General features: G+C 62.0%; 20 protein-coding genes and 2 tRNA genes. 14 read left to right on the top strand and 8 right to left on the bottom strand.

Annotated features, from left to right (window positions below):
• Nucleotides 1-61 precede the first annotated feature (61 nt).
• The 3 genes from uvrA to GFD25_RS04000 all read right to left on the bottom strand — a co-directional run bounded on the left by uvrA (nt 62) and on the right by GFD25_RS04000 (nt 5,027).
• The gene (gene uvrA, locus GFD25_RS04010; RefSeq protein WP_163230191.1) at nt 62-3,073 is read right to left on the bottom strand and encodes an excinuclease ABC subunit UvrA; all 3,012 of its coding nucleotides are present in this window, start codon (nt 3,071-3,073) and stop codon (nt 62-64) included.
• A gap of 237 nt (nt 3,074-3,310) precedes the next feature.
• The gene (locus tag GFD25_RS04005) at nt 3,311-3,931 is read right to left on the bottom strand and encodes a TetR family transcriptional regulator (protein ID WP_163230189.1); all 621 of its coding nucleotides are present in this window, start codon (nt 3,929-3,931) and stop codon (nt 3,311-3,313) included.
• Nucleotides 3,932-4,559: 628 nt separating this feature from the next.
• On the bottom strand, nt 4,560-5,027 hold the full coding sequence (locus tag GFD25_RS04000) for a YbaK/EbsC family protein (RefSeq protein WP_163230186.1): 468 nt from the start codon (nt 5,025-5,027) through the stop codon (nt 4,560-4,562).
• 658 nt (nt 5,028-5,685) lie between these two features.
• On the opposite strand from GFD25_RS04000, the gene GFD25_RS03995 reads away from it, so the two are divergent.
• Both GFD25_RS03995 and GFD25_RS03990 read left to right on the top strand, forming a co-directional pair.
• Complete coding sequence (locus GFD25_RS03995; RefSeq protein WP_163230184.1) at nt 5,686-5,880, top strand: hypothetical protein; 195 nt, start codon at nt 5,686-5,688, stop codon at nt 5,878-5,880.
• A 326-nt stretch (nt 5,881-6,206) separates the two neighbouring features.
• A tRNA-Pro gene (locus GFD25_RS03990) sits at nt 6,207-6,283 on the top strand.
• A 264-nt stretch (nt 6,284-6,547) separates the two neighbouring features.
• On the opposite strand, the gene GFD25_RS12150 is transcribed toward GFD25_RS03990, so the two are convergent.
• Genes GFD25_RS12150 through GFD25_RS03980 form a run of 3 tightly spaced genes read right to left on the bottom strand, consistent with a single transcriptional unit; the run spans nt 6,548 to nt 7,834 of the window.
• Nucleotides 6,548-7,303, bottom strand: coding sequence for a hypothetical protein (locus tag GFD25_RS12150; RefSeq protein ID WP_239512394.1), 756 nt, complete (start codon nt 7,301-7,303; stop codon nt 6,548-6,550).
• Nucleotides 7,300-7,431 carry a hypothetical protein gene (locus tag GFD25_RS12385; protein WP_275575574.1) on the bottom strand — a complete coding sequence of 44 codons (132 nt, stop codon included), beginning with the start codon at nt 7,429-7,431 and terminating at the stop codon, nt 7,300-7,302. The genes GFD25_RS12150 and GFD25_RS12385 overlap by 4 nt, the downstream gene beginning before the upstream one ends.
• Nucleotides 7,424-7,834, bottom strand: coding sequence for a hypothetical protein (locus GFD25_RS03980; protein ID WP_163230182.1), 411 nt, complete (start codon nt 7,832-7,834; stop codon nt 7,424-7,426). Before GFD25_RS03980 ends, GFD25_RS12385 begins: the two co-directional genes overlap by 8 nt.
• A gap of 406 nt (nt 7,835-8,240) precedes the next feature.
• On the opposite strand from GFD25_RS03980, the gene GFD25_RS03975 reads away from it, so the two are divergent.
• The 4 genes from GFD25_RS03975 (at nt 8,241) to GFD25_RS03960 (ending at nt 10,001) form a co-directional block, all read left to right on the top strand.
• Nucleotides 8,241-8,474 carry a hypothetical protein gene (locus tag GFD25_RS03975; RefSeq protein ID WP_163230180.1) on the top strand — a complete coding sequence of 78 codons (234 nt, stop codon included), beginning with the start codon at nt 8,241-8,243 and terminating at the stop codon, nt 8,472-8,474.
• A 336-nt stretch (nt 8,475-8,810) separates the two neighbouring features.
• Entirely contained in the window at nt 8,811-9,005 is a 195-nt protein-coding gene (locus GFD25_RS03970) for a DUF2309 domain-containing protein (protein ID WP_163230178.1), read from the top strand.
• 93 nt (nt 9,006-9,098) lie between these two features.
• A complete protein-coding gene (locus GFD25_RS03965; RefSeq protein WP_163230176.1) occupies nt 9,099-9,836 on the top strand; it encodes a hypothetical protein in 738 nt (245 codons plus the stop codon).
• 91 nt (nt 9,837-9,927) lie between these two features.
• A tRNA-OTHER gene (locus tag GFD25_RS03960) sits at nt 9,928-10,001 on the top strand.
• 251 nt (nt 10,002-10,252) lie between these two features.
• On the opposite strand, the gene GFD25_RS03955 is transcribed toward GFD25_RS03960, so the two are convergent.
• Both GFD25_RS03955 and GFD25_RS12000 read right to left on the bottom strand, forming a co-directional pair.
• Nucleotides 10,253-10,462: a hypothetical protein gene (locus tag GFD25_RS03955; RefSeq protein WP_163230174.1), complete on the bottom strand. Its 210-nt coding sequence runs from the start codon at nt 10,460-10,462 to the stop codon at nt 10,253-10,255.
• Nucleotides 10,459-10,620, bottom strand: a complete 162-nt coding sequence (locus tag GFD25_RS12000; protein WP_204314765.1) for a hypothetical protein — start codon at nt 10,618-10,620, stop codon at nt 10,459-10,461. Before GFD25_RS12000 ends, GFD25_RS03955 begins: the two co-directional genes overlap by 4 nt.
• A 291-nt stretch (nt 10,621-10,911) precedes the next feature.
• Here GFD25_RS12000 and GFD25_RS03950 point away from each other — a divergent pair, with 291 nt between their 5' ends.
• The 8 genes from GFD25_RS03950 to GFD25_RS03915 form a co-directional block, all read left to right on the top strand.
• On the top strand, nt 10,912-11,121 hold the full coding sequence (locus GFD25_RS03950) for a tensin-4 (RefSeq protein ID WP_163230172.1): 210 nt from the start codon (nt 10,912-10,914) through the stop codon (nt 11,119-11,121).
• Nucleotides 11,118-11,447 (top strand): HNH endonuclease signature motif containing protein, encoded by a 330-nt coding sequence (locus tag GFD25_RS03945; RefSeq protein ID WP_163230170.1) that lies wholly within the window; start codon nt 11,118-11,120, stop codon nt 11,445-11,447. Before GFD25_RS03950 ends, GFD25_RS03945 begins: the two co-directional genes overlap by 4 nt.
• 136 nt (nt 11,448-11,583) lie before the next feature.
• Nucleotides 11,584-12,024 (top strand): hypothetical protein, encoded by a 441-nt coding sequence (locus GFD25_RS03940; protein WP_163230168.1) that lies wholly within the window; start codon nt 11,584-11,586, stop codon nt 12,022-12,024.
• Nucleotides 12,017-13,441 carry a terminase gene (locus GFD25_RS03935; RefSeq protein ID WP_338024618.1) on the top strand — a complete coding sequence of 475 codons (1,425 nt, stop codon included), beginning with the start codon at nt 12,017-12,019 and terminating at the stop codon, nt 13,439-13,441. The genes GFD25_RS03940 and GFD25_RS03935 overlap by 8 nt, the downstream gene beginning before the upstream one ends.
• The gene (locus GFD25_RS03930; protein WP_163230164.1) at nt 13,441-14,952 is read left to right on the top strand and encodes a phage portal protein; all 1,512 of its coding nucleotides are present in this window, start codon (nt 13,441-13,443) and stop codon (nt 14,950-14,952) included. Before GFD25_RS03935 ends, GFD25_RS03930 begins: the two co-directional genes overlap by 1 nt.
• A complete protein-coding gene (locus GFD25_RS03925; protein ID WP_163230162.1) occupies nt 14,861-16,264 on the top strand; it encodes a VG15 protein in 1,404 nt (467 codons plus the stop codon). The genes GFD25_RS03930 and GFD25_RS03925 overlap by 92 nt, the downstream gene beginning before the upstream one ends.
• Nucleotides 16,265-16,272: 8 nt before the next feature.
• Nucleotides 16,273-16,494: a hypothetical protein gene (locus GFD25_RS03920; RefSeq protein ID WP_163230160.1), complete on the top strand. Its 222-nt coding sequence runs from the start codon at nt 16,273-16,275 to the stop codon at nt 16,492-16,494.
• 92 nt (nt 16,495-16,586) lie between these two features.
• Nucleotides 16,587-17,110: capsid assembly scaffolding protein Gp46 family protein (locus GFD25_RS03915; protein ID WP_239512393.1), on the top strand; the 524-nt coding region annotated here is incomplete at its 3' end.

The following is a 17,110-nucleotide window of genomic DNA, read 5'->3' as shown; positions in this document are numbered from 1 at the left end:
GCCCTGGATGCAGCGAACGGGCAATGCATTCCCCGCGGAATCCCGCGTTCAAGGCCACATCTCAGTCGACGTTGTCCCGCAGCATCGGACCAAGGAACTTTCCGGTCCATGATTCCGCGCATTCGGCCACCTGTTCGGGCGTGCCCTGCGTCACGACCGTGCCGCCTCCGTCTCCGCCTTCTGGGCCAAGGTCGATGATCCAGTCCGCCGACTTGACCACATCAAGATTGTGCTCGATGACGATTACAGTATTGCCTTTGTCAACCAGCCCCTGCAGGACGAGCAGCAGCTTGCGCACGTCCTCGAAATGCAAGCCGGTGGTCGGCTCGTCGAGGATGTACACGGTCTTGCCGGTGGAACGCCGCTGCAGCTCGGTGGCGAGCTTGACGCGCTGCGATTCACCGCCCGACAGGGTCGGAGCGGGCTGGCCAAGCCGAATGTAGCCGAGGCCTACCTCGACAAGCGTGTCGAGGTAGCGGGAAATCGACGGGTACGCCTTGAAGAACGTTGCGGCTTCCTCGATGGGCATGTCGAGCACGTCGGAGACGGACTTGCCGTTGTACTTGACTTCAAGCGTTTCGCGGTTGTACCGCTTGCCGTGGCATTCTTCGCATTCCACATACACGTCGGGCAGGAAGTTCATTTCGATCTTGAGCGTGCCGTCGCCATGGCATGCCTCGCAGCGACCGCCCTTCACGTTGAACGAGAATCGTCCCGGTCCGTAGCCGCGTACCTGCGCTTCGGGCGTCTTGGCGAACAGGGTGCGGATCTTGTCCCACACGCCGGTGTAGGTCGCGGGGTTGGATCGCGGCGTACGACCGATCGGGTTCTGGTCGACGTGAATGACCTTGTCGCACTGGTCGACGCCTTCGACGCGGGTGTGCTTGCCGGGCACGATGCGCGCGCCGTTGAGCTTGTCGGCGAGTACGGGGTACAGGATCTGGTTGACCAACGTGGACTTGCCGGAGCCGGAGACCCCGGTGATCACGGTCATGACGCCAAGAGGAAAATCGACGGTAAGGTTCTTGAGATTGTTCTCCCGCGCGCCAACCACGCGCAGCTGTTTGGTCTTGCGAACCTTGCGGCGGTGATCCGGCACAACGATCTCACGCCGCCCGGCGATATAGTCGCCGGTGATCGATCGCGGGGCCTCCACGAGCTTCGATGCGGGGCCCGAATATACGACCTCTCCGCCATGCTCGCCCGCACCCGGGCCGATATCGACCAGCCAATCGGCTTTCTCGATGGTCTCCTGATCATGTTCGACCACGATCAGCGTATTGCCGAGGTCTCGCAGATGATGCAGCGTTTCGATCAGCCGTTCGTTGTCGCGCTGGTGCAGGCCGATGGACGGCTCGTCAAGCACGTACATGACGCCGACGAGTCCGGAACCGATCTGCGTGGCGAGTCTGATGCGCTGCGCCTCGCCGCCGGAAAGGGTCTTCGCCGCACGGGACAAAGTCAGATAATTCAGTCCGACGTCATTGAGAAAGCCGAGACGCGCACGAATCTCCTTGAGGACCTCTCCCGCGATCTGCGCGGCGGAACCGGTCAGCTCCAATCCGTTCACCCATGCGAGGCTCGCTTCGGCGGACATGTCGCACACGTCGGCGATCGACTTTCCATTGATGGTGACGGCAAGCACTTCGGGGCGCAGACGGCGTCCCTTGCAGGTCTGGCAGGGCACTTCGCGCATGTACGACTCGTAGTACTGCTTCATCTGGTCGGAGTCGGTCTCGTCGTGCCGACGCATGAGCGTACGCACCACGCCCTCGAACCCGGTGGAGTATTCGCGCATGCGCCCCCACCGGTTGCGGTAGGAGACCTTCACCTTGAAATTACGTCCGTACATGATCGCATGGCGCACGTCCTCGGGCAGATCCTGCCACGGGGTGTCGAGATCGAAGCCCATCTCGTCGCCGAGCCCCTCGAGCACATGCCGATAGTACTCCCCCGTGCCCTTGGTCAGTCCCCACGGTTCGATCGCGCCCTCGTTGAGCGTTTTGCTCGGATCGGGAATGACGAGCTCCGGATCGATCTCCAACGAATATCCGATGCCGGTGCAATCGGGGCATGCCCCATACGGGGCGTTGAACGAAAACGTGCGCGGTTCGATTTCGTCGAGTTCGAGCTGATGACCGTTAGGGCAGGCGCGATGCTCGGAGAACGGCTGGCGCCGTGCGGGATCGTCGGCGTCGCGATCCACGTAGTCGATGACGATGATGCCCTTGGCCAGCCGCAGCGCTGTCTCGATCGAATCAGTGAGCCGCTGACGGATTCCGTCCTTGGTAACAAGACGATCGACCACGACCTCGATCGTGTGCTTTTTCTGCTTGGCAAGTTTGATGTCGTCGCTCAGCTGGACCATTTCGCCGTCCACGAGCGCACGGGCGTAACCATCGCCTCGCAACAGCTCGAGCAGATCCTCGAACTCGCCCTTACGACCACGCACCACGGGGGCAAGGATCTGGAAGCGGGTACGTTCCGGGTTCTTCAGCAACGTGTCGACCATCTGTTGCGGGGTCTGCGCGCTGACGGGCTCCCCGCAAACCGGGCAGTGCGGCACGCCAGTGCGGGCGAACAGCAGTCGCAGGTAATCGTAGATCTCGGTGATCGTACCGACCGTCGAGCGAGGGTTGCGGTTCGTTGTCTTCTGATCGATCGACACAGCCGGGCTCAGCCCTTCGATGAAGTCGACGTCCGGCTTGTCCATCTGTCCGAGAAACTGACGCGCGTATGCGGACAACGATTCGACGTAACGCCGCTGTCCTTCCGCAAACAGCGTGTCGAAGGCGAGCGAGGACTTGCCCGAACCGGACAGTCCCGTGAACACGACCATGCGGTTGCGCGGGATCGCGAGGTCCACGTTCTTGAGATTATGCTCGCGGGCGCCCTGGATCGTGATCTTAAGATCATTGGGAATATGCGATATGTCCGCGATGAGGGCACTGTCCGTGCGACGCAGGGGGGCTTTCTTGATCTCCCGGGCAAGGAACGTGTCGCTGGTCATCACGCGTTCGACCACCACGTCGCCGCTCTTACCGTTTGCCGCGGCCTTCCGTTTTGTCACCATATCGTCGCCTTCCGTCTTCCATTCGCACGTCGTCGACCGTTTTCTGCGCTCCAGAATACATGATTCCACGACCGATTTCGAACGAATGTTCGACCGGCGTGTTGTGACTTCCGGCTGCTGTTTCATACGTAATTCATATACATATGAAACAGGATCTGACCTATTTCATATGTAATCATACTTCATATGAAATGAACGTGAGGCGAAAAACGGGGATAACGCCTTGTCTTACGACGCTCAGCGCAGCAAAGAACAAGCGTCGGACATGATGTCAACAAGCAGATCAATATCGGCTCGGAACTCGGCGTCGCAACGTCGCGACCATTCGAACATCGCTTCGACCAGCCCGGAAACGAGCATGGTAACGGCGATCGGGGAATCAGAAGATCGGCCCGATCCGACACCTCCACGATCGTCGCGCACGACATGCATGATCTTCGTCGTCCAATCCGGGATGCGAGAATACACAACCTTTGTCAACCCGTCGTCTGCGCGAATGATTCTCATGCGGACAGCCAACTCGTCCGCCGACGACTGTTCCATCTCCCCCAGCATGACGGACACGAAGGAACGGACGACGTCAACGGCGGAAGCATCCTTCCGGACGGATTCGCGACGGAACCGGTCCGCGAAACCGTCAGCATCGAACAATCCGATGACAAGGTCCTCCTTCGCGGGGAAATACCGAAACAATGTGATCGGCGAGACCCCGGCTTCGTCGGCGATCCTACGCGTCGTCACCGAGCTGTATCCGCACTCGTCGAACAGTCGCAATGCAACGGCATTCAACGAGGCGCGCGTCCGCGCACGCTTGCGCCTCTGCCATCGCGTACGGCTCGCGGCGGCCTTGACGGACACGCCACGCATGCTCCGACGGGATTCGACCCGTGCGGAATCTCCGACAGCCGTCCGATCCGGACCATCGTCCAACCGCGAGACATCATCACCCGCCCCAGTCATGGCAGCCTCCTCCTTGACGAAACGCCTTCCCTTATCCTAATTCCGCGCATCGTCCGGTAAACGCAACCTTGGAATCCACATGGAAAACGCATCGAGGACGGCGCGACGGCCATGCCGTCAACACTCAGCCGGATCGTGCTTGACGGCGACCTGGTCCTTGCCGGCCACGGTCCTGGTTTCCATGATCAACATGTTGTCTAGTTCTTTCCGACGTCGAGATATTTCGACAACATGTTGTGTTTGCCGTTCGGCCGTTTCACGTATCGGATGAGCGGCACGCACGGTATCGCGGGAGCGCGGTTGACATCATCCGCATCCCTCGTGTTCGGAGCACCCTCGCGCACGTCTTCGGCGGCCTTGCGCTCACACTCATAGACGGGATCGTCACCTTCATCCGCGACCGATCGAGCACGGAGCCTTCAGCATGGCGACCGCTCGATCTCCTTTCGCCTATCCATGCATAAAGAAAGGCCACTCACGGAAAACCGTGATGGCCTTGCAGTCGATATATGCAGGACGATCATAGTCACTTCAGGTATTCGTCGCCGTTGAAATAGCCGATGATGTCATTGTTATCGACGATGAGTCTTGGCGCGATGACGAGCGTGTGATGCGTGTCCTCCATACCACAGTACACCATGTCGTGTTCCAGCAGTCTGCTGTCGAAGAACATGCGCACGCCGTTGAGGAACAGCGGGCCGACCGTGCCGACAGCATAGCCCGTACGTTCCTTGACCAGGCTCGGAGCAGCCAGATGGATCTGTCGCAATCCCAGGGCGCGGCCGAGCTCGCGCCATCTCAGATGTCCTCTGGCGGATGCGACGACGGCGAACACGCCTTCCTTGGTTTCGACGATGTAGGTGGCCGCCGCCTTGGTGACGTCGAACACCTTCGCGCCTGACTCCAGATCGACGATCGCGGCCTCATGCTCGATGATCCGCGCCTGAACGGGATGTTCCTCAGCGAATTGCCTGATTTGCTCGTAACCAGCCACGTCGCATACCTCCAATCAACGAAGCCCCATGCTTACCGTTCTTCATTATCCATCGTCCCATCTTTGACGTCTTTAAAGTCGTGATAGCGCATGTTGCAGTTGCCGGCCCCCTATCGATCGATCAACGGCCGGCGCGCGCAGGCCGCACCTCGAGTCTGCCCATTTTGAGTACGACGCGATTGTCTGCGCAGCACCGTTGCGATTTCGCATCGATGCGCAGGTAAACGACGGAACCGTCATCTGCCCACCCATTTTTGGCAAGAACTTTCTGACGGGCACAAGAGACGGACACGACATCTCGCAGACACCTTCACCCGACGCGCACCGATCGGACATGAAGCAACGCACGCGGATTCTCCCATCACCCGCTCGCGGGCGAATCACCCGACACTCCAGACTTTAATTTCACGGACAGCGCCCTCGTGCCGACGCGATACGAACAGAAAACGTACAGACGACCCGCTGTTGCCTGCACGAGAGAACCGGCTCCGGAAACACGGCGGCACCGGCTTTCGAGACATCGTCCAGAAGACCGACGACATCTCCATTGACGATCCGGAACATGCGCTTGCCCCTCACGCCTTCACCCTGCATTAATCAATCGTTTACGCCGGACCGGCAACGTCTGGGAAGCAGTACATATAATAAAGTCGGGAGGATGGTGGTCAGCATGGCCGGATATCTCATGTACTCATGGAGCAACGGAATCGGCGAACTGCGGGATCCTTACGGACATCGCGTCGAAGTGCGCTCCGGAAATCAAGGAAGTGCGCTGAGCAAATGCCGCGAACTGTTCCGCCGCCGCTATCCGCGCTTCGATTCGGACGAAATTCGCGTCGTACGCAAGCACTGACTACGCATCGCCGCTCTAGACCAAGCGTCACATCCCTACATCCGCCCATTGCGACACGTCGAATTTGCATTTTCTCAATGATCTGGTAATTTATCTACTCGGTGCTTTTGCGCCATCGGACCATAGCGCAGTTTGGTAGCGCACTTGACTGGGGGTCAAGGGGTTACTCAGTCCAGCTGAGTAGCACCTGACCTGAGGGCTTGTGCTGACTGGGCTAAGGGCCGACGGCGAAAGCTATATAATTGAAGACAGACACGATTAGACACGATGACGGAAACACCTTCGGTGTTTTACCCGCTCAGACACGACGTGAATAATCAGTCATTCGGACCATAGCGCAGTTTGGTAGCGCACTTGACTGGGGGTCAAGGGGTCGCGGGTTCAAATCCCGCTGGTCCGACCAGAAAGCCCGGAATTTCAACGATTCCGGGCTTTTTCGTTTCTCTCTCCTCCCCCTCTTTTGCCCGCTCAGACACGATTCAGACACGATTCAGACACGATTTTCAGACACGACCAGACACGATGCCCCCATGACACGCCTCATATCGCTGGCGTGTCGTTGGTTCTCCCGGCGACTTTCATTTATCCGATTCCACCGGCTCATTACACTTTCTACACAATGCGGCCCCGCTCTCCCATCGTGGAGAACGGGGCCGTTTTTGTCGTTTCAGCCGGCTCTTCGACGCAGCAACGGCACGATGCCGCTCAACGTGACGTGTCCGTGTTGGTCGGGTGTGAGGCGCTTCTGGTGGATCCATGCGCGGATGGTCGAGGCCGGCAATCGGATGCCGGCCTTGGCGCATTCTCGGCTCAGCTGTTTCGGGGTGCCCTTCTTCTCGGATTTGGCGAGCTTGTCGAGCAGCCGGTCGGCCACGTAGGTGCGGTTGACCTGCGCGCCGCAGGAACGGCATTCGCCCATGTGGTCCCGTGGCGCGCCCCAGACGACGCCGTGCTCGCAGAACGGGCACGCGCCGAACGCCACCCTCGTGGCCGGTGGATCCACCATGCGGCTCACCCTGCCGGCCATATCCACGACGTCCCTCCACCATTCTCGCGCATCCGATGCCGCGAGCAATGGGTTGTCGTCGGAAAGGATGGCACGCACAAGTTCGGACACGCCGGCCGTTCGTCTCGCCGCCGGCGGGCAACCGCACTGGAGCGCCGCGAGCCGTACCAGCTCCTCCACTTGGCAGTAGAGTTCCCACGCCTGCTCGCGTATCAGCAGCGGCGCGTGCGCCGACCTGCTGCGCACGCCGGTACGGTCGCTGCCGCCGGTGCCGGCCTGACGTGAGGCGATCAGCAACAGGGCGGGCACGTCCACGGCGATTGACTGCAACGCCTCGCGAAACTTCCGGGCGCAGGCCGCGCACACGTTGAGCCCGCCCGCATGGTTGCCGTCATGGTTCACGCAGTATCGGGTCATGGCCGCACCCCTTTCACGTTGCCGAGGTGCTGGTGGAGCTGTACGCGGCTGCCGGTGTCCCAGCCGCATGAGCGCCACCAGTGGAACCGGCCGTCGTATTCGGTGACGATGAGATGCGGCTCACTCATGGTCGTCCACCTCGATCTTGTCGGCGTAGCGGATGTGTTCCTGCATGAGGCTCAGCGACGTGAAGTCGTGGCCGCACGAGCAGATGAACACCTTGCCCTGCTTGGCGGTGTCCACGAGACGATGGGTCATCAACGGGCGGGGCGCTTGGAAGGATGCTACGGGCATGAGGATGGCTTTCTCTTCGATGTGGGCGAGGAACTGCTGGGGGCTTCGGGTCTTGTAGCCGCACGTGCATTCGCGCGTGGTGCCGGCCGCGGTGCCGAACCCGCTCGTCACGGCGGGCTGGCGGAGGAACTGGATGGCGGCCGGGTAGACGCGGCGCAACCGGTGGTGCGTGGTCTCCGGCACGGGGATGACGCGCGGCCGGGGCTTCGCGTGGCGTTTGGGTGGGATGATGCTCATAATGGTCGCCTCCAAAGTCGGGTGAACAGTCGGACCTCTTCGTCCGACAAGCGGATATTCGGGTTCCAGCGTTCCGCCGTCCGCCGTCTGGGTGGTTTGAACGGCTTCACGCTGATTGGAGCCCGATAACATTCGTGGATGGCGAGGTATTCGCCATCCGGGTCGATGCCGCGGGCCCCGTATGGATCCTGCAGCGAGAACAATCCGCAGGAGCCGTGCCGGATGATGCGGGTGAACTGTGTTTTGGCAAGTTGGTGTCCGCTTTGTGAGCGGTGTTTTTCCGCAGGTGCGAGGTGGTGCCGATCGGCGAGACACGGTACGTGACCTGCGTGGCAAACGCCCATGGCCTCTCCTGTGATTGGGATCACGCGGACGGCGCGGACAGGGGCTGGTCCGAATGAGCCCCGTGCATGAATCCCTTGACTGGCGTCGCATGCCATTGGAACGGTTGGACGGCCACCGGTTCATCGCGGTCACGTCCAGCGGGCAGACGATTGACGGATGGCTCAAATACCATCCCCGCCTGCAGGCATGCTTCGACACGGACGATCTGCTGCTCGTGATCGGCTCGCATGCCGGAACCAATCATCCCGGCCATGACGTCAAGGCCGTCAACGTGCTTGACGAGGCACGCAGATGAGCATGAGCCCGAACGAGAAACTCGCCCGCATCCTCCTGCAACTCATCCGACCACGACTCGACTGGCAGGACGCCGACCCCGCCACACAAGCCATGTACCGGCAACGAGCCCAAACCCTACGCGCCGAATACACGCTCCCCGGCCCCCTCGGACGACGACCGCATGGCGCTCGCCGCCCGCGCGTGGAAGGAGGAACGGATGGGAAGCGAACAATGGTTATGGGTCGGCGCTCGCCGCCCGCGCGTGGAAGGAGGGCTACGTGTCCGGAGTCCATGACACTGGACGGCCTCGAGATCCCGGTCGCACCATCAACCCCTACACGAAGGAGCAACCAAAATGAAGGCGGCATTCCGCAGGATCATCACCGACTGGTACCAGAGGAAGCACGAGCCGGTCGACACGATCATCCACGCGCTCGAACCCTACGGCGTCCCCGAACAGGAGATCCGCGACCTGATCCACCAACTCGACCATCCCACGCCACCCCAACCGAAACACCCCGAGTTCATCGAACCCACACTGTTCGACTGAACCCCGAACAAAACGAAACCCTCCACCCGCAAGGGGCAGAGGGAACCGCGACCACAGTCCACTATAGCCGACCGAGCGGAGGGTTTCGAACACATGACCGAACACACGCCACCACAACAACGATTCGACGCCAACCTGCGTTCGCTGAAGGCCGGATACGCGCCGCTCACCCAGCTTGCCCTGCGCAAGGCCACGGTCATCCACGACACGGGCGGTCACGGCACGCGATCGACGGCACCGGTACCCATGAATCTGGGAGCATGGCAATTCCAACAGGACATCGACAAGCTCGTCCGCACCATGACCAAAGCCGCCCGCCTGCACCCACACCACGCAATGGACACCACCGACCTGCTCACCGGCATCATCCACAACCAAACCCACCTCACCAACAGACACGACTTCCCCGCATTGGCCGAACTTGTCGACCAGGCCGCAGTCCGGTTGGATCGCATGCTCAACCCGCCGCCGGGCACGAAGATGATCGGCTGGTGCCCCCAATGCGGATACGAACTGCGTTGCGACCCGCTCGAACTCGCATCCGGCTACAAGGCATGCGACCAATGCCACACCACACACAAAATCAAGGACATCCACCGAACAAGCATGGCCATGATCGCAATAGGCGGAGCACGAGGCACCGCCGCATCAATCAGCCGACTCCTCACACCATGGGGCATCAACATCAAAGCCAACACAATCTCACACTGGGGATCCCGCAACGTCATCAACCCCGTCTCCACCGACGAAACAGGATCACCCATCTACCTCGTATGGGACGTATGGCAAGCATCCAACCGCACCGGCCGCGGTCGCAAAACCCAACCCTGAACTGTCCACAAAACTTGACGACACCAAACTGTCCATGTACACATATCTACAGTGGTCATTTCCATCAAAGATGGCGATGGCACGCGGCGCTCGCCTCCGTATCTCAGAGGCTAGAGCGTATGGCCACGGTCATAAGGTCGCCGGTTCGAATCCGGCCGGACGCGGGCGCCGCACACTGCTTCATGGGAGGCTCCCCGATCGGGCGCGGCCGGGTCCAATCCGGCTGCGAATCATGTCCTCCCGCCAACGGCTTGCGTGCCTGAGAGGACTAAAGGGCCATCGCCTCGGGGCGATGGTGTGGAGCAAACGGCGGACGCCATGTGCAGTCCGGCACTCTACCGCGGCTTCGAATACCGCCCAAGCCACCAAGCAAAAAGAGCGGCGCTCGCGACAATCATCGCGGGCGCCGTTCGTATTCAGTCGTCGGTCTTTGGGTGTTTGCGTGGTCGGCCTCCGCCGACGCCTCGGCCGGGACGGTTGGCGTTCCATTGGTCGATGGTTTCGGGCTTCCAGCCTTTGGTGTCTCCGATGTAGGCGTCGGGTTCGGGTAGCTTGTATGCGCTGGCGTTTTTGACGCCGAGTCGTTCGCCTACCTGTTTGGCGCTGAGGTAGTGGCGGGCGTTCATCGTTCGTCGTCTCGTCCGATGAGTCCCGCGGCGAGTCCCATGATGCCGGCGGCGATGCCGAATCCGCCGCTGGTGATGGTGTTGTCCCCGATGGCCGCGCCGAGGGCGATGGCTCCGAACAGTGCGGAGATGATGCCGAAGATGACTGATGTTCTCATGATGGTTTTCCGATGGATTAGGATTGGCTCGGAGGGCTCCGGCTAATTGGTCTAGCCGGAACCCTTGTTTACTTCTTGTGCTTCGGTCTTCGCTTGACCGCCACGATGAGGGCGATTATTGCGATGACGTTGGCGATGATGTCGTTTGCGACGTCGAACCAATCCTTGATGCTCATCGGTGTTACCTCCTTTCTGCCTTGCTGGCATAACTATTTTATCTTAGATAAATAAGTTATGCAAGCCGGGGACACGCGACACGCTGATATACTCCAACGATTCCAAGGAGGGGATATGAAGAAGAACGCCCCCACCCTCAACCTGATCGTCACCGACGATACGACCTCCAGCCGGCTCGTCGACCTCACCGACCTGCCCGTCCCCGTGCACGTCACCCCGGACGGGCACGTGATCGTGGACGACCTCGCCCCCTACTTCCAGACCGCCGCCCAAGCGTTCGCCGACACGTGGACGCGCATGGCCGGACAACAAGGCCGGCCATGAGCAAGGGCAATCCCAGAAAACGCAACGGATGGCGCCGAAACCAGCTCGTCGCGCGGGTCCGCGCCGCCTATGACGTGTGCGCGATCTGCGGCAAGCCGGTCGACAAGAGCCTGCGCTCGCCGCATCCCATGAGCGCGGAGGTCGACGAGCTCGTGCCCGTGTCCCGAGGCGGCGACCCGTTGGACTTCGGCAACTGCCGGCTCACGCACCGTCGATGCAACCGATTGAAAAGCGACAAGAGCGACGCGTACGCGCGCGGCCTGCTCTCACGCCGGTCCGAACCGCCCGCGACCGCACTGCCGTTCACCACGAGCGGCGACTGGTAGCCGCCGACCCACGGGAGGACACCCTCCCACCCCGTCTCGCGGCCTCCTCGGGTGCAGGGCCGATCTCTCCCCAGCGTTCGCAACCGTTAACCGTTAACGCTCCGCGTCATCGTTAACGCCAGCAGAAAGGGGTGCCATGATGCCGATGAGAGCCTGCGCGTACTGCGGCAAGCCCCTCGACGCGAACATGTCTTCGAGGGCACGCTACTGCTCTGACTCGTGCCGCGTGCTCTCCTGCCGCAAACGCCGAAAGGCCGGCAGGCCGGTGACGCGGAAACCACAAACCGCAAAACGGGAGCCGAACCCAAAGCCCGAGCCGGCGCCGCAACTGGGGTCGCGCGAGTTCGAACGGATGATGGACGGATCCCTGGAGGACGACCTGCGGCACGTGCGCGACCGGTTGAAAACCATATTGGACGATCCGGGCACGCCAGCGACCGCGATCGCGAACATCGCCGTCCGCTACGTGCAGGTGTGCGAGAAACTCCACGACATGGCCGGCGGCGACGATGACCTGTTCGACCCGGACGACGATATGACGGAGGTGAACGCGGATGCAGGAGCGTCGATTGTCTGAGATCGCCCAGCATCTCGCCCAGCCATCGGGCATCGTCTCCAGTGATTTCACCCGGTTGAACCGAATCGCCGTGAAGGCCGGCATCCGCTACGACCTGTGGCAGCAGGGACTGCTCTGGTTGCTGTTCGCCCGCCGCCAGGATGGCAGGTACGCGTGCGGCGAGGGAGGCACCGTCGTCAGTTCCTGCCGTCAGATCGGCAAGACGTTCACGCTCGGCACCGCCATGTTCTTGAAGTGCATCCTGCACCCGGGGCTGAAGGTCATCTGGACCGCCCACCACACGCGCACGTCGGACGAGACGTTCGCCGACCTGTGCGACCTGGCCAAGAACAGGCTCCTCGCCCGCTACGTGGAACGCATCCGCAGGGCCAACGGCCAGCAGGAGATCACGTTCCGCAACCACAGCCGGATCATGTTCGGCGCGCGCGAGAACGGCTTCGGCCGAGGCCTGCACTCGGTGGACGTGGAGATCTTCGACGAGGCCCAGATCCTCACCGTGCGCGCCCTGGACAACATGCTGCCCATCGTCAACGTCAGCCCCGACCCGCTCGTCGTGTTCCTCGGCAACCCGCCCAAACCCGGCGACCAATCCGAGGTGTTCGAGGAGAAACGACAGGCCGCGCTCAACGGCACCGACGGCATGGTGTACGTCGAACTCGCCGCCGACCGCGACGCCGACCCCGACGACCGCGACCAGTGGGCGAAGGCCAACCCCTCGTATCCGAAACGCACCAGCGAGACCGCCATATTGAGGATGCGCAACCTCATGGCCGACGACAGCTTCCGCCGCGAGGCCCTGGGCATCTGGGACGAGACGACCGCCAGCCGGGCCATCGACCCCACGGCCTGGCAGGCCGCGACGATCGACCCGGAACAGGTCGACAAGACCGGCCTGATCGGCTACGCGCTCGACATGGCGCCCGACCGGTCGACGCTGGCGATCGGCGGCGCGATCCGCCACCCGGACGGCACCGTCCACGTCGAACTCAGGGAGTTCAAGGCCACCAGACAGCATGGCACCATGTGGGCCGTCGACCATATCGCCGCACACTGGCCCAAGACCGCGAGCGTCGTCATCGACGCCCAAAGCCCCGCCGCCGCGCTGCTGCAGGAGCTCAAGAGCCGGCATGTGCGGCCGATCGTCACGAACGCGCAGGACATGGGCCGCGCGTGCGGCATGTTCCAGGACATGCTCAACGCCCACAAGCTCACCCACCTGCCCGACAGGGACTCGCCCGCACTCGCCACGGCCGTCGCCAACGCGGTCACCCGACCCATCGGATCCTCCGGCGCGGTCGGATGGAACAAGATGGGCTCGGACATCGACATATCCCCCCTGGTCGCGGTCACCCTAGCCCTCTACGGGACCATGGTGACCAAACGCGACCCCAACCGCAGACAGGAGATGATGGTCTGATGGTCAGTGCGGACATGGTCGCCGCCGCGGGCGGCAAACCGTTCCTCGCCGCAAACACGCTTCCGTCGGCACGCTCCATCACCGGCGTGGACGAATCCGATTGGGACACCATCGAGGAACTGCTCAAAGTCTGGCATGACAAGATGGGCGGCAACGTGCTGCGCAGCCTGTACTACACGGCCAAGGAACGCATGCGGGACTTCGGGATCGCCATTCCGGAGAAGATCAGGACCGGATACATGGCTCCCGTCGGCTGGCCCGCGAAAGCGGTCAGGGCGTTATCCGATCTGAGCGCGTTCGAGGGCTTCTCCGTGGACGGAGGCTCCTCCGAAGGACTGGCATCGGACGTCGGCGAACTGTTCGAACGCAACGCGCTGGACTCGGTCGTCTCCCAGACCATCGTGAGCGCGTACACGCATTCGTGCGCGTTCCTGACCATCAGCCGCGACGCGGACGGGCTCGCGAAAGTCACGCCACGCTCGGCGGACTGGTCGTCGGCGATCTGGGACACGTACGACAACCGGATCGGCAGCGCGATGACCATCACCGACGCCGACCGCGACGGCACGATAACCGGGTTCAACGTGTGGCTGGCCGACAGGGTGTACGTGTGCCGCAAGAAGTCGGGCCGGTGGAAGGCGACCACGCTGGTAACGAACTACGGGCGACCGAACGTGATCGCGTTCTCCTACGACCCGCAGCTCAACCGGCCGTTCGGACGTTCCCGTATCAGCCGGCCGCTCATAAGCCTGACCGACGCCGCGTTCCGCACGATCGTGCGCATGGAAGGCAACGCCGAATTCTACGCGGCGCCGAAGCTCTGGTTCCTCGGACTGGACCGGGACGCGTTGGGCTCGGACAAGTGGACGAGCCTGATCTCGGCCATCAACGCGGTCAGCCGCGACGTGGACAACAACATCCCGACCCTGCAGCAGATCCAGCAGGCCTCCATGCAACCCCACAGCGACATGCTCAAGACGCTCGCGATGATGGTCGCCTCGGAAACCAGCCTGCCCGTCAACGACCTGGGCATCACCATGGACAACCCCGCAAGCGCGGAGGCCATGGCCGCGGCCGAACGCAAGCTCAGCCGCGAGGCCGACCGGCAGAACCGCCTGTTCTCCCGCGCGCTCAAGGACGTGGCCGGCATGGCGCTGAACCTGCCCGTCGAGGAACTCGCAAGGATCACGCCCGTATGGGCTCCCACCCGCGAGATATCCGACGCGGCACGCGCCGACTACTACGCGAAGGTCGCCGGCGTCAACAGTGATTTCGCGGACTCGGACATCGGCCTGATGAAGGCCGGACTCACGTTCGGCGAGATCCAATCGTTCCGTGCATACCAGCAGCGCAAACGCGCGCAGGACCGTATCGAACAGCTCCAACGGCAGGTCACGATGAGTAGGCAGGGAGGGGACGTTGAGCAGACCGAACCTTCCGCCGATATCGGACGACAGGCGGCGGCATCTGGAAACGGTGCTGGACCGACTGACCAACAAGTATCAGGATGATCTGGAGGCATTGGCGGAGGAGGCCGCCGACGCCGTCGAATCCGGGTTCGGCCGTGCCGATCTCGACATGACCGACGTCATGCGCCGATACGCGCGCGAGGCCGGCCAGTACGCGAACGACTACTACAACGTCGTACGCCGGGCCTACGAGGAGGAATACGGCGTCACGATGGAGGACTTCGTCACGGACTCCTATGACGCCGATCGCACGCTGTACCGCATGGTCGGAGGTTTCAACGGTTCGGACTACAACGGCCTGAATTACTCCCAGCTCACGGAGGGACGGTCGCGCGCGGGACTGACGGTGGACGACCTGTGGCCGAGCCTGCGGAACATGGACGACGCGATGCAGTTCGCCGCCGACATGGTCCGCGCGTCCGCACGGTACACGATGCAGGACAACATCGCCAAGGACCCCGCCGAACCACGTTGGGCGCGAGTCACCGGAGGCGTTTCACCGTGCGCGTTCTGCGTCATGCTCGCCGGGCGCGGCTTCGTCTACCACAGCAAGGACACCGCCCAGTTCGGCGGCAGCTTCCACGACGGCAAATGCCACTGCACCACCATCCCCGGATGGAAAGATGATGTCCTCACCCCGTCGCAGCAGGAATGCAAGACCATGTACGAGGCAGGCAAGGCCGCCGCCGGCAAGAACGCGCCCCGCAACGCCGAACTCGCCGCCATGCGCCGCATCTATCCCGACCGGCTCAGCGACGGCGTCACGCCGACACCGGACATCCGGTGGAGCCACAACGCCATTGCCCCGACTCCCGACGAGCTCGCCCGACTATCCGACTTCACCGTGCGCATGCCGTGGGACAAATACACTCCCGAGCAGAAGCAGAAAGCGCTCCGCGGGTGGACGGACGGCACATTCAAGGCCTCCAACGACGCACTGTTCGGAAATCGTGAAATGACAGATGAAATCAGTAGCCGGATCGATATCATCGACGAGGCCATATCGGACCATTCAGTCCGCCGGCAGTTCACCGTAGACCGTTACATGCGGTTGGACGTCTTCGACATCGACGAATTGGATCAACTCCCGACGATCCCACCAGGTCGGATCATCCGGCATAACGGGTATATGGCCACATCCCTCTTCGAGGGCGGCGTCAAGGTCGAGAACGACGGCGTTAGAATCACGACGAGAGTGCTGCTTCCTCCCGGATGCAACGCCATATACCTTGAACCGATCACCAAAAAGAAAGGGCAGGAGGAGATATTGCTTCCCCGCGGAACGTTCCTCCAATACGAAGGCTTCGGACGGATGAAGAACGGCGATCCCGTGATATATGCCAGATTGGTATGATTGAGATCATGGACGAACGCTTTGTAACCACGCCGGATCAGGTCACCGTCATCACCGATCCGGATACCATCGCGAGCATCCACGCCAAGACAGGGTTTATCCCGCCGTCCAAAGAGGAACAGGAATGGATCTCCAGCGAAGGAACGAAACGATGGTCCGTAGGAGACTACGTGTCATCGGATGAACTGAGAGCGGAATACGCTCGTAAGAAGGCGCTCGGACAGCTCTGACCTGATCTTATAACCATTTTTTCTGTTTATAACCACCCGCACGGGTGGTTTTTTTATGCCCGGAACGGGCCCGATCTAACAAGGAGAACACCATGTTCAACATGAACCAGCCCTGGTATCTGCGCATGCCGCGCCATCTTCGCTTCGTCGATGCGGGCGCGGACCCGGGTGGCGCCGATGGCCGCAACGGCGGACAGTCCGGAACGGGCGATACCGGCGACGGCGATGACGTCGACTGGAAGGCGAGGTTCGAGGCGGAACGCTCCCACGCTCGCGAGTGGGAGAAGCGCGCCAAGGACAACAAGGCCGCGGCCGACGAACTGCAGCAGCTCAAGGAATCGCAGATGAGCGAGGCGCAGAAGGCCGAGGCCCGCACCGCGAAGCTCCAGAAGGAGCTCGACCAGCTCAAGGCCGAGAAGCAGGCGAGCGAGTGGCGCGCGCAGGTGGCCGGCGAGACCGGCCTGCCCGTGGACCTCATCGTGGGTGATTCGCTCGAAAGCATGCAGGAGCATGCGAAGGCGATCGGCGAGTACGTCGCGTCGAAGACCGGCCGGCAGCTGCCGCGTGTCCCGGATCCCGGCCGGCAGCCGAACCGCGCCCCGTCCGACCTCGAACA

The sequence above is a fragment of the Bifidobacterium aerophilum genome, from assembly GCF_010667685.1.
In the GTDB taxonomy this organism is placed as follows: Bacteria; Actinomycetota; Actinomycetes; order Actinomycetales; family Bifidobacteriaceae; genus Bifidobacterium; species Bifidobacterium aerophilum.
This window is presented reverse-complemented; position numbering and strand designations above follow the sequence as displayed.